11 protein-coding genes are annotated in these 12,524 nt (G+C 64.1%); 3 read left to right on the top strand and 8 right to left on the bottom strand.

Translation table 11 applies throughout. The features are described from left to right. Nucleotides 1-259: 259 nt before the first annotated feature. Nucleotides 260-1,030, top strand: a complete 771-nt coding sequence (locus AC3EMP_RS29225; RefSeq protein WP_023695831.1) for an isocitrate lyase/PEP mutase family protein — start codon at nt 260-262, stop codon at nt 1,028-1,030. 1 nt (nt 1,031) lies between these two features. Here the strand turns inward: AC3EMP_RS29225 and AC3EMP_RS29220 are convergent, their stop codons facing one another. From AC3EMP_RS29220 to AC3EMP_RS29205, 4 genes are all read right to left on the bottom strand, one after another. Then, the gene (locus AC3EMP_RS29220; RefSeq protein WP_023705935.1) at nt 1,032-2,087 is read right to left on the bottom strand and encodes a succinylglutamate desuccinylase/aspartoacylase family protein; all 1,056 of its coding nucleotides are present in this window, start codon (nt 2,085-2,087) and stop codon (nt 1,032-1,034) included. A gap of 91 nt (nt 2,088-2,178) precedes the next feature. Further along, nucleotides 2,179-3,357 carry an MFS transporter gene (locus tag AC3EMP_RS29215; protein ID WP_027049882.1) on the bottom strand — a complete coding sequence of 393 codons (1,179 nt, stop codon included), beginning with the start codon at nt 3,355-3,357 and terminating at the stop codon, nt 2,179-2,181. Nucleotides 3,358-3,472: 115 nt separating this feature from the next. Further along, a complete protein-coding gene (locus AC3EMP_RS29210) occupies nt 3,473-4,864 on the bottom strand; it encodes an FAD-containing oxidoreductase (protein WP_027049883.1) in 1,392 nt (463 codons plus the stop codon). Beyond that, nucleotides 4,861-5,322, bottom strand: coding sequence for a membrane protein (locus AC3EMP_RS29205; protein WP_023669981.1), 462 nt, complete (start codon nt 5,320-5,322; stop codon nt 4,861-4,863). The genes AC3EMP_RS29210 and AC3EMP_RS29205 overlap by 4 nt, the downstream gene beginning before the upstream one ends. Nucleotides 5,323-5,475: 153 nt before the next feature. Here AC3EMP_RS29205 and AC3EMP_RS29200 point away from each other — a divergent pair, with 153 nt between their 5' ends. Beyond that, on the top strand, nt 5,476-6,033 hold the full coding sequence (locus AC3EMP_RS29200; RefSeq protein ID WP_352521370.1) for a sugar O-acetyltransferase: 558 nt from the start codon (nt 5,476-5,478) through the stop codon (nt 6,031-6,033). A 15-nt stretch (nt 6,034-6,048) separates the two neighbouring features. Here AC3EMP_RS29200 and AC3EMP_RS29195 read toward each other — a convergent pair whose 3' ends face one another. Further along, entirely contained in the window at nt 6,049-7,044 is a 996-nt protein-coding gene (locus AC3EMP_RS29195; RefSeq protein WP_352711344.1) for a helix-turn-helix domain-containing protein, read from the bottom strand. A gap of 123 nt (nt 7,045-7,167) precedes the next feature. Between AC3EMP_RS29195 and AC3EMP_RS29190 the strand changes: the two genes are divergently transcribed. Next, complete coding sequence (locus AC3EMP_RS29190) at nt 7,168-7,806, top strand: isochorismatase family protein (protein WP_023686167.1); 639 nt, start codon at nt 7,168-7,170, stop codon at nt 7,804-7,806. A 73-nt stretch (nt 7,807-7,879) separates the two neighbouring features. Here the strand turns inward: AC3EMP_RS29190 and AC3EMP_RS29185 are convergent, their stop codons facing one another. The 3 genes from AC3EMP_RS29185 to AC3EMP_RS29175 form a co-directional block, all read right to left on the bottom strand. Continuing rightward, the gene (locus AC3EMP_RS29185; protein WP_352711347.1) at nt 7,880-9,559 is read right to left on the bottom strand and encodes a formate--tetrahydrofolate ligase; all 1,680 of its coding nucleotides are present in this window, start codon (nt 9,557-9,559) and stop codon (nt 7,880-7,882) included. A gap of 312 nt (nt 9,560-9,871) precedes the next feature. Continuing rightward, nucleotides 9,872-10,996, bottom strand: a complete 1,125-nt coding sequence (locus tag AC3EMP_RS29180; protein ID WP_023686165.1) for a DUF2333 family protein — start codon at nt 10,994-10,996, stop codon at nt 9,872-9,874. Nucleotides 10,997-11,012: 16 nt separating this feature from the next. After that, on the bottom strand, nt 11,013-12,317 hold the full coding sequence (locus tag AC3EMP_RS29175; RefSeq protein WP_023683664.1) for a DUF6638 family protein: 1,305 nt from the start codon (nt 12,315-12,317) through the stop codon (nt 11,013-11,015). Between the last annotated feature and the right edge of the window lie 207 nt (nt 12,318-12,524).

The following is a 12,524-nucleotide window of genomic DNA, read 5'->3' as shown; positions in this document are numbered from 1 at the left end:
CCGCCCGGACATTCCGTTGCGGCCACCCTCTATTTTCACGCGCACGCGTTCGAACAGGCCGCTGTCAGCGAGCCCACCACCAAATGGTCTTGATCGAGCGCATGTTCATGGGCGAAATCCATAGCGGCGAAAAGCCGGATGCGCAACAGGTTTGAAAGGCCTGTTTGTGGCCGCCGCTTCCGCAGCCCATGGCACATCGCCAAGGCTTGGGGTCCTGCCTAGACTGTTCGTCCAACATCGGAAAGACGGGAAGACAGCAATGACCGAGCAGATCGAGCGCGCACGCAGGTTCCATGCGCTCCACGTCAGGGGCAACCCGATCGTTCTCTACAATGCCTGGGATCCGGGCTCGGCCAAGATCGTCGAGAAGGCGGGCGCCAAGGCGATCGCCACCGGAAGCTGGCCGGTCGCGGCTGCTTTTGGTTATGCCGATGGCGAGAAAATTCCGCTGGAGCTGGCGCTGGACAACATCAAGCGCATCGTGGCGGCAGTCGACCTGCCGGTGACCATGGACCTCGAAGGCGGCTACGGCGTCGAGCCGGTGACTGTCGCCCAGACGGTGACACGTGCCCTGCAGGCCGGCGCCATCGGTTTCAATTTCGAGGACCAGATCGTCGGCGGCGCCGGTCTGCACGACATCGCCATACAGGTGAAGCGCATCGAGGCGGCAGCGGCGGCGGTGAAGGCTTCCGGCATTCCCGCCTTTATCAACGCCCGTACCGACATTTTCCTCAAGGCCAAGCCGGATGTGCATGACAGCGTGCTGCTCGACCAGGCCATCGAGCGGGCGCACGCTTATGAAAAGGCAGGAGCGAGCGGCTTCTTTGCGCCGGGGCTCGGCGACGAGGGTCTGATCGAGGCGCTGTGCAAGGCCACCGTGCTGCCGGTCAACATCATCGCGCTGGCGCATGTGCCGCCGCGCCAGCGCCTGGCCGAGCTTGGTGTCGCCCGTGTCAGCCACGGCCCGGTGCCGTACCGGCAGATGGCCGAATGGCTCGAGGCCAAGGCGCGGCTGGCGATTTCGGGTTAGCTCAGTCCTCCAGCGTGCCTGACCTCGCGTCGGCGCTCTTCTTGTCGCCGACCAGCTTCAAGAGATCCTCGCCGGCGCGGATGATGCGGCGCGAGCGGCGGGTCAGGATGACGCCGTCCTGCGGTGCCAGCACCTCGGTGCGGCCGCCGGCCTCGCCCGGTGTGTGGACGATGGTGGCGAGGCGCGCGCCCTTCGCGACGCGGTCACCGGGCTTGACGTCGTAGAGGATGGCGCCGGCCCTGGGCGCCGGCATCATGTCGATGTTTTCGAGCGGCGCGACGAGGCCCTTGAACGGGCCGGGTTCGGGAAGGGCGGCGTCGGCGATCACGCCGCGCGCCGCCAGCAGCCGGTAGAGGCCTTCGGCATCGGAATTTGCCAGCGCGCCGTCGACATCCAGCATGCCACGGTATTCTACCGTGGTGGCAACGCGGCGGTCGAGCTTCGCCACGTTGGCGGGGACGTTCTGGTAGGGCATGATCGTGGCGCCCTCGAAGGTGCCGTCGGCGTCCTCGCTCCACAACACCACGGCGTCGATACCCATGGCGGCGGCGCAATCGGCCATCGCCGGCCACAGGCTGGCGTGGACGTAGAGATAGGCAAGGCCCTCGTCGTCGCAATGCAGGTCGAGCACGATGTCGTGGCCGAGCGACAGCTGCACCAGACGGGTCTTCAATCGCTGGTCGGGGGTGCCAAGCGTGGTGTCGGGCAAAAGCTTGGCGTCCGGTGCTGCGAGCAACGGAAAGCCGCGGTTGAAATTGTTGCGGGTGCCGAGATGAAAGCGGCCCTGGTGCTCGCCGAAATGATATTGCGCGCGGCCGATCGGATTGGCCCAGGGCACGACCGTGATGCTGCCCTTGATGCGGCCTTCCGCTTCGGCCTTGTTCAGCGCCGGCATCAGCGCGTCGATGGCGACGACACCAGGCAATTCACCGGCGTGGAGTGCTGCCTGCAGGTAGGCCGAAGGTGCTGCCTTGTCGGCGCCGGCGAAGCGGAACACCGGGAATTCGTAGGAAACGCCTTCGGTATCGCCGGCGATGCGTTCGATCGATTTCTGCATGGTATGCCTCCAGGATAAGAGGCAGCACACATGCACTTTTGCCGAAGGGCTGTCGATTGGTCCAGTTCGCGCCGCCATGGGCGCAATGGAATTATTCGGCGGCGGCCGGAACCGTCGCTATCGGCGCCGATCCTTCGAGCGCCTGCGAGACGACGGCGACGCTGACCGCCAGCAGGGCCAGCGCCGCGCCGACCAGCGGCAAATGAGCATAGGAAACGCCGGCCGACAGAGCCACGCCGCCGATCCAGGCGCCGCTGGCATTGCCGACATTGAATGCGCCCTGGTTGAGCGTGGCGGCGAGGTTCGGCCCTTCCGAAGCCGCTTCGACGACGCGGATCTGCAGCGGCGGCACGACGACGAAGATCAGCAGTCCCCACAAGAAGACGACGCCGATGGCGACGCTGGCGATAGCGCCGAACTGCATGAAGCCGACAAACAGAACTGCCATCAAAAGCAGCGTGCCGATGACCGTCGGCATCAATTTCCAGTCGGCCAGCCGGCCGCCGATGATGTTGCCTATGGTCATGCCGGCGCCGAACAGCAGCAGGACCCAGGTGACCGCGGAGGTCGACAGGCCGGAGACATCGGTAAGGTAGGGCTTGATGTAGGTGAAGACGGCAAACAGGCTGGCCGAGGCCAGCGAGGCGATCAGCATGGCGAGCCAGACCTGCAGCTTGCCCAGCACGCGCAGTTCGCTGCGCAGGCCGCCGCCGCTCGGTTCGACGACATTGGATGGCACCAGCCAGGCGATGGCGGCAACAGAGATCAGGCCGATGCCGACGACGGCAAGGAAGGTGGAGCGCCAGCCGAAGGCTTCGCCAAGCGCGGTGCCGGCAGGAACGCCGAGAATGTTGGAGAGCGTCAATCCCGCGAACATCATCGCCATGGCGCTGGCGCGCTTGTTGCGCGGCACCAGGCTGGCGGCAACGACGGAACCAATGCCGAAAAAGGCGCCATGACCGAACGCGGTGAAGACGCGCGCGGCCATCAGAAGCCAGTAATTGGGCGCAATGGCGCAGAGCAGATTGCCGACGACGAACATCGCCGTCAGCGCGACCAGCACCGGCTTGCGCGGCAGATGCGCGGTGGCCATGGCGACGATGGGTGCGCCGAAGACGACGCCCAGCGCATAGCCGGTGACCAGCAGGCCGGCCGAGGGGATCGACACGCCGAGATCGGCCGCAACCTCCGGCAACAGGCCCATGATGACGAATTCGGTGGTGCCGATGCAGAAGGACGCAATGGCAAGCGCAAGGATCGGCAAAGGCATGGAAAATCCAGACTGAATCGGTTCAATTCAGACTGAACGAGAAGCCTTGCCGCGCGCAATGCACATTGCTGCAACGCACCAATGCAGAAAGCGCTGAGCTTGACGCGGGGCTATGTCAGGCGAGCGGCTTCAGCTCCTGGGCGATGGTTGGCAACAACTCCGAGACGTTGGGGTGGATATGCACGGCGCGCGCCAGCGTATCGACCGGCGCCTTGGCGTACATCAGGTCGAGCACGCAGTGCACTGCCTCGTCGCCGCCGGGGCCGAGCACGGAGCAGCCGAGGATTTGCCTGGTGTCGGCATCGACCAGGATCTTCATGAAACCTTGCGTCTCGCCCTTTTCGATGGCGCGGCCGACGCGGGTCATTGGCCGCTGGCCGACCAGCGCCTTGCGGCCGGATTTCTTCACCGCAGCCTCGGTCATGCCGCAGCGGCCGAGCGGCGGATCGATGTAGAGCGCATAGGCCTCGATGCGGTCGCTGACCTTGCGCGGATCGTCGTCGAGCAGATTGGCGGCGACGATCTCGTAATCGTTGTAGGAGGTGTGGGTGAAGGCGCCCTTGCCGTTGCAGTCGCCCATCGCCCAGACGCCGGGCACGCTGGTGCGCAACTGGTCGTCGACGGTGACGAAGCCGCGCAGGTCGACCGCGACACCGGCCTTGTCGAGACCGAGATCGTCGGTGTTGGGGGTGCGGCCGAGCGCCAGGAGCACGTGCGAGCCGACAGCCGGCGGCTTGCCGTTCGAGAAGGTCACGGCGATGTCCTCGCCCTGTTGGGCAAAGCCGATGTTGTCGGCGCCGACATGGACCGCTACGCCTTCATTCTCGAGGACCGACAGGATGGCCGCTGAGACGTCCTCGTCCTCGCGGCCGGTCAGGCGCGGGCTCTTCTCGATGACGGTGACTTCCGAACCGAAGCGGCGGAACATCTGCGCGAATTCGAGCGAGATATAGCTGCCGCCGACGATGACGAGGTGGCGCGGCAGAATTTCGAGGTCCATCATTGAGGAGTTGGTGAGGTAGTCGACGTCGTTGACGCCGGGCAGGTCGGGCACCGAGGCGCGGCCGCCGGTGTTGAGGAAGATCTTTTCGGCAGTCAGAAGCTCGTCGCCGACGCGCACCGTGTTGGCGGATTCGAAGCGGGCATGGCCGCGATAGAGCGTGCAGCCCTTCATGCCGGCGATCCAGGTCTCCAGATTGGTGCGGGAGTCATTGGTGACCTTGTCCTTGCGCGCCTTGATCCTCTTGTAGTCCACGCCGACAGGGCCTGAGAACGTCACGCCATAGTCCGCGGCACGCCGCGCCAGATGCGCGGCATAGGCGCTGGCGACCATGGTCTTCGTCGGCATGCAGCCGGTGTTGACGCAGGTGCCGCCGACCAGCTTGCGCTCGATCAGCGCCACGCTCATGCCGGCTGACGTCAGCCGGCCGGCGAGAGGAGGGCCGGCCTGTCCGGCGCCGATGATGATGGCGTCGTATGTCTTGGCGTCTGAGGCTTGGGCAGTCATACCACCGCCGCCACGATCAGCAGGCCGCCGATGATCGCCACCGCGTCCTCGATGAGGGCGGCAGGCAAATCCTTGCCGAAGGCGGCGGCCAACCGGCCGCGCGCTTCGGCGCCGCCATAGGTGCCGATGACGGCACCGATGGCGCCGGCAATCAGGCCGCCAATGGTGGAACCGGCAGTGGCGCCGATCACCGCGCCGCTGAAGGCGCCAAGCAGGATGCGGGCGCCGAATTGCTGCGGCACCTTGCGGCTCGGCGTCGAGGGCAGCTGGTCGGTGACCAGTTCGACGATGGCGAGGATGGTGAAGATACCGACGGCGGCCCAATGGCCCATGAAACTTGCCCAGGTGCCGGCCACCGGCAGCCATCCGAGATACGCGCCCCAGGCGATCGCGCCCGGCGCGGTCATGGCGCGAAGACCGGCAATGACGCCGATCAGAAGTGCAAGCAAATAGAGCATTTAGATCCCCTCGAAAGCAGGCCCGGGACTGGCCCACGAGGCAAGCTAGCATAGGTCCTACGTTTGACGAGAGTAGGCGATGGTGCTTCTTCCATCAGTGAGCATTGTACTTTGGTAACCAGTCGAACACGACGAAGGGACGGAGTCGCTGTGATGGCCGGAAGCGAACGCACAAGGATGATTGCAGGCGAATGGTACACCTGCATCGACGACGAACTGGAGGCGCTCCGCGTGATCGCGCGAGATGCGGTGTTCGAGCACAATGCGCTGCCGCCCCAGCAACGCGGCAATATCGGCCCGACGCTATTGGCGCTGCTCGGCAGCGCGGGCGCAGGCTCCCGGATCGAGGCGCCGTTCCACTGCGCCTACGGTTTCAACATCCATCTCGGCGACGGCGCCTTCCTCAATGCCGGCTGCACCATCCTCGACCCCGCGCCGGTGCGTATCGGCAGGCGGACGCTTCTCGGCCCCAATGTGCAGATCTACTGCGCCGAGCACCACAAGGAGGCCGCGGGCCGTGAGGCGGGACTGGAGATTGCCCGGCCGGTCACCATCGGCAATGACGCCTGGATCGGCGGCAGCGCCATCATCCTCGGCGGCATCAGCATCGGCGATGGCGCCATAGTCGGCGCCGGCGCGGTGGTGACGCGCGACGTGCCTGACAACACCACAGTGGTCGGCAATCCGGCGCGGGCGGTCAAGCGGGGCTGAACTCGTCGTGGGCGGTCAGTATGAAGCCGTACGTGCCATGCGCTCGTCCGGACCGGCTCGCCGCGAGAATTCACGCCGGTATTGGGCCGGTGACGTCTTGAGCCGTGCGGCGAAATGCTGGCGCAGCGAGGTGGCGCTGCCGAAGCCGGCTTCGAAGGCCACCATGTCCATCGATTTTTCCGTCGCCTCCAGCAGCCGTTGCGCCAGTTCGGTGCGTTGGCCGGCCAACCATTCGCCAAAGCTGGTGCCGATCGATTTCTGGAAACGGCGGGTGAAAGTGCGCCGAGTCAGGCCCGCGGCCTCCGCGACGCGGTCGAGGTTGTGCGTTTGTCCGAGCGTTGCCCGCACCGTGTCCAGCGCCAGGGTGAAGCGGTCGGTGGCCGGGGTTTTCGCCAGCGGGCGCTCGATGAACTGCGCCTGCCCACCCTGCCGGTGCGGCGACAGTACAATGTGCCTTGCCAGCCGCAGCGCTACCTCTGCGCCATAGCGCGCGCGCACAATGTGCAGGCAGCAGTCGAGCCCGGCGGCGACGCCGGCCGAGGTGACGATGTCGCCGTCGTCGACATAGAGCACGTCGGCGTCGACTTCGATGTCCGGGTACAATGCCTGCAACCGGTCGGTGGAGGCCCAATGTGTCGTCGCACGCCGGCCCGCAAGCAGCCCGGCGGCGGCAATGGCGAAGGTGCCGAGACAGAGGCCGACGATCAGCGCACCGCGCCGGTGCGCGTGGGTGAGCGCTGCCAGGAGCGGCGGCGGAAGTGGGGCCTCGAGATCCTTCCAGCTCGGAACGATGACGATGTCGGCATCGTCGAATGCGGAAAGGCCATACGGCACCGCGATGGTCAGCCCGGCATCGGTGTGGATCGCTCCATCGTCGAGCGCGCAGACGCGAAAGTCGAAACGCGGCAGGCCAAGCTTGGTGCGGTCGGTGCCGAACACCACGCACGGCACGGAGAGGTGGAACGGGCTGATGCCGTCAAAGGCGAGAACGACAATGATCGGGTCGGCCATGCGTGTTTCCAGCAAGCGAAAAGCGGATTGTCCCAATTCTTTCGACTGATGTCAATCGGGCCACTTTTGGCAGTCGGGCGATTCGCCTATTTCCTGTCCCATTCAAGCTCGAAGGAGAACACCATGTCCGCCAATATCACGCCGCGCCGCGCACTCATCGTTATCGATGTCCAGAATGATTATGATGGCGGCAACCTCGCCATCCAGTGTCCGCCGTTCCGCGACAGCGTCGTCAATGTCGCGCGCGCTATGGATGCCGCCGCTGCGGCCGGCGTGAAGGTGGTGGTCGTCAAGCAGATGGCGCCCGAGACCTCGCCAGTCTTCGCCAAGGGCAGCCATGGCGGCGAACTGCATCCCGAGATCGCCCGGCGAAGCCGCGACCACTATGTCGAGAAGTCACTGCCTAGCGCCTTTGCCGGCACCGACCTCGAGGCGTGGCTGCGCGCCAATACCATCGATACGATAACGGTGATCGGCTACATGACGCATAATTGCGACCTGTCGAGCATCATCCACGCCGCGCATGTCGGCTTTGCGGTCGAGTTCCTGTCCGACGCCACCGGTTCGCTGCCTTACGCCAACAGCGCCGGCTACGCCTCGGCCGAGGAGATCCACCGCGTGGTGTCCATCATCCTGCAGTCGCGCTTTGCGGCCGTGCTCAAGACCGCCGAATGGATCGATTGCCTGAAGACCGGTGCTTTGCCCGAACGCGACACGCCCTATGCGTCCAACCAGCGCGCGCTGGCGCGCAACGCTGCATAGGCAATCTGCGCCCGAAAAGCAAAAGGGCGGCCAGTGGCCGCCCTTCTTGGATCTCGCAACGATCTCGAAATTTTCAGAACAGGCCTTCGATCTGGCCGGCCTCGTTGAGGAAGATCTTTTCCGAGGACGGCGCCTTGGGCAGGCCGGGCATGGTCATGACCTCACCGCAGATGACGACGACGAAGCCGGCGCCCGCCGAAAGCCTGACCTCGCGCACCGGCACGGTGTGGCCGGTCGGCGCGCCGCGCAGGTTCGGGTCGGTCGAGAAGGAATACTGGGTCTTGGCCATGCAGACCGGCAACTTGCCGTAGCCGGCGTCTTCCCAGGCCCTGAGCTGGTCGCGCACCGACTTGTCGGCGATCGCCTCCGAGCCGCGATAGATGCGCTGGACGATGGTGTTGATCTTCTCGAACAGCGGCATGTCATCGGGATAGAGCGGCGCGAACTGCGACGCCCCGGATTCAGCCAGCGCCACCACCTTGTTGGCGAGCTCCTCGATGCCCGCGGAGCCATTGGCCCAGTGCTTGCACAGGATCGCCTCCTCGCCCATCGAGGCGACATAGTCCTTCATCGCCTGGATCTCGGCGTCGGTGTCGGAATAGAAGTGGTTGATCGCAACCACCGCCGGCACGCCGAACTGACGGATGTTCTCGATGTGGCGGCCAAGGTTGGCGCAGCCCTTCTTCACCGTCTCAACGTTTTCCTTGCCGAGGTCTTCCTTCTTGACGCCGCCATTCATCTTCATGGCGCGCACGGTGGCGACGATGACGGCAGCCGCCGGCTTCAAACCCGCCTTGCGGCACTTGATGTCGAAGAATTTTTCGGCTCCGAGGTCGGCGCCGAAGCCGGCTTCGGTGACGACGTAGTCGGCGAGCTTCAGCGCCGTGGTGGTGGCGACCACCGAGTTGCAGCCATGCGCGATGTTGGCGAACGGGCCGCCATGCACGAAGGCAGGGTTGTTCTCCAGCGTCTGCACCAGGTTTGGCTGCATGGCGTCCTTCAACAGCACCGCCATGGCGCCGTCGGCCTTCAAGTCGCGGGCATAGACCGGCGTCTTGTCGCGGCGGTAGGCGACGATGATGTCGCCGAGGCGCTTTTCCAGATCCTTGAGGTCGGTGGAAAGGCACAGGATCGCCATCACTTCCGAGGCGACGGTGATGTCGAAGCCTGCCTCGCGCGGATAACCGTTGGCGACGCCGCCGAGCGAGCAGATGATTTCGCGCAGCGCCCGGTCGTTCATGTCCATGACGCGGCGCCAGGCGACGCGGCGGGTGTCGATGCCGAGCTCATTGCCCCAGTAGATGTGGTTGTCGATCAGCGCTGACAGAAGGTTGTGCGCCGTGGTGATGGCGTGGAAGTCGCCGGTGAAGTGGAGGTTCATGTCCTCCATCGGCACGACCTGCGCGTAGCCGCCGCCGGCAGCACCGCCCTTGACGCCGAAATTCGGGCCGAGCGAAGCCTCGCGGATGCAGACGATCGCCTTCTTGCCGATGCGGTTCAGACCGTCACCAAGGCCGACGGTGGTGGTCGTCTTGCCTTCGCCGGCCGGCGTCGGGTTGATGGCGGTGACGAGGATCAGCTTGCCGTCCTTGTTGCCCTTCACCGATTTGATGAATTCGGCCGAAATCTTCGCCTTGTCGTGGCCGTAGGGCAAAAGGTGCTCGGTCGGGATGCCGATCTTGGCGCCGATCTCCTGGATCTGCTTTTTCTTGGCGCCGCGCGCGATCTCGATGTCGGACTTCACTTCGGCCATGACGGCTTTCCTTCGGATTGGACGGTGGAGGGGACGGGTTTGATCTCACTCGCAGGCATGTTGAACCCGGGCGTGGGCATGTTCTAGCCCTGTCGCTCCCGCGGCGTCAACTTGCATGCAACTATGTTTCCTATGAAGAAAGTGTCTCCGCGGCCGGCCGACGTGTCGCCGGTTCTTCCTGGCTCCGTTGCCGCGCCGTATAGAAGCCAGAGGACGCGACGTTCCGCCGTCTCAAAACAGCCGCCCAATGCACGGAATGCGACAGAGGCGACGGCGCAAATTCGCCATCGCTCGCCGGGAAAGCTGTGAACGCTACTGAGTCAGGACGTTGCTGATCTCGACCATGTTGGAGCGCACGCGAAGCACGTAGAAACCCATCGTCGTCAGGTGCGTCGGCATGATCCAACCATCCTCGCGGCCATTGGCGATGATGAAGGGCTGGATGCGCAGCGCCGAGACGAATTGCGCATCCATCGTGTCCCACAGATTGCCGAGATGCTTTTCCTTGATGACGTCCTCGAAGTCGGCCTGGGCGCCCTTCATCAGGCCGTAATAGGCATAGAGCTGGCCATAGGCGAACCAGAAGCGGTCATCGGCGCGGAAGTCGAACCAGCCATTGTTATGGTTTTCGGCGCGCTCCTTGAGGATCGCCGAGGTCGAACCGATGTCGGAGGAGATGCGGTCGATATACTGCTTCAGATTGTCGGCGCGGGCATCGAACGTCGCCTGGCAGCTGCCGAGGCGGGCGTTGAAGGAGCGCAGCTTGGTGACGGCATCGCGATAATAGCTCGGCGTCGGCGTCTTGGGGCCGAACGGGTTGAGGCCGAAATACCAGGTCTCCTCGTCGAACTGCAGATTGCCGCGCGCATCCTGCAGGTCGCCGTCGATCTGCGATGTGGTGCGAACACGCCCGAGATTGTCGGCAAGCTCGGTGGCGGTGCGCCGCACCGCCTGGTTGATGCCGCGCTGGAACGAGGCCTTGTTGTCCATGAACGGCGTGTTGTCCCAGTCGATGCCGAACAGGCCGAGTTTGTAGAGGATCATGGACGAGATCCAGGCATTCTGGTTGACGTTGAAGTCCGTCAGGTCGGCCGCCACCTGGGCGATGCCCGAATTGCCGCAGGTCTTGGCGGTGTCGGTGCCGGCGCCGGCGGCGACCTGTTCGCCGGCGGAAATGTTGCGGTTCTCGAAGGTGTATTTGTCGACGTAGTTGGGATCGAACTTGTTCCACCACTGGGTGGCGTAGAAGAAATTGGCGTAGAGGCCGATCAACACCAGAAGCGCGAGGCCGACCACAGCCTTCAGGATCCAGCCGCGCTGCGTATACCAGCGCCCAGCCCAGAGGAACGGCCACAGGATCGCGCCGATGACGAGGCCGATGCCGCGGCCTATCCATTGGAAGATGCGGGTGAAGAAATTCACGATCGGATCAAGCATGGCTCTCGTTCACCCCTCAGTCAGTCAGGCCGTAAAGGCGCGTGCGAAACGCCACTTTGTCTTTCAAATATGTGGTTTTCAGAACGTCCACAACATGCGACCGCCAGGCGTCGCTGTAGCCGTCATAGTCCTTGTAGAAGCCCGGCTTGTTGAAGACGTAACGCGAGACGAAGTCCTGCGGCACGAAATCCGAGATCAGCTGGTTGGTCAGCCAGGCGTCGGGATGGTCGGGCTTGCCACGCACGACCAGGAAGCGCTGTTGCGGAAACACATCCTCGATCTTGAGATGGCCGAGCTGGGCGATCTCACGCTTGGCGGCGTTGAGAAAGGGGAAATTGCCGTCCTTGGTGATCAGATCGGCATGGCCATGGATCCAGGTCTGCAGCCAGACCTTGTCGACCTCGGTCAAATTGCGGTTCGGCTCTGTGTCGCGGATGAGAGAGCGCACCACCATCTCGGCGCGATGCTCGAGATAGCCCGAGCTTTCGACCCATGACGCACGGGGCAGTTCGATGCGGCCGGTGCTGGCCAGGAACTTGAACACCTTGTCGGCATCGTTGATCGAGAGATAGCTGACCTGCCAGGGCCGCGAACGGCGAAAGCCGGGGGCGGCCGGGTCGCCGATGACGGTGGTCATATCAGGATCGACGAAGACGTAGACGCCGCCGAAATGGCTGGTCCAGTAGGCGTTGTGGCGGAAGATCACCTGGTCGGGCACCAGCGCATTCTCACGGATATCGCCGCACACCTTCGCCAGTTCCACCATACGGCTCAGCATGGTGTTGTCGCGCCAGGCATCGGGCTCCTGCTTCAGCCGGTCGACCAGCTTGCCGAGTTCGGCGGCCTTGCCCAGCACGTCCTCGGCCGAAAGCACCCTGAACTCGACCTGGCTGATCGACAGCAGATCCTCGATGTCGTTGACCAGGGGAACGGAATCCTCGATCTCCCCGTAGATGACATCCTTGATGGTCAGCGCATCGATGGCGCGCTGGTTCTTGGACATGAACTCGAACATCAGCTGCGAGGTGTTGGAAAAGGCGGTGTGCACCACCGGCAGATCGATCTGCGACGGCGTCAGGATGATGAAGCGGCGGTTGACCTCATTGGGGTCGAGATAATCGTAATCGCCGCATTCCTCGGCCACTTCGGGCGAGAAGCCGGTGCGGTCGATCTGGAAGCTCTTCAGCTTGGTGGGCTTGAGGCCGAAGGCAACAAGCGCCTTGTTGTAGCGCTGGATGAGGTGCGACTCGTCGACGGTGAGCAAGCGACCGTAGATCAGCTCATTGTCGCGGAGAAGGTCGGGCTTTTTGGCGTGGCTCATGCAGAACGTTCCGAGCGGCGTTGCCTGTTGTGGCGAAGCGCCAACGCTGACGCCTCCCTCTCCCCGTTCTTCACGGGGAGAGGGTAAGGGTGAGGGGCAGCGCTAGCATTCAAGGACATGTCTCCCCATGGCCATTGGCGGCAATAAATCGAAGATCATGGGTCCGGATGTGCCGATCGAGGCGCTGTTCGATAGCGCCAGTATGGT

The sequence above is a fragment of the Mesorhizobium sp. P160219 genome, from assembly GCF_057786095.1.
This window is presented reverse-complemented; position numbering and strand designations above follow the sequence as displayed.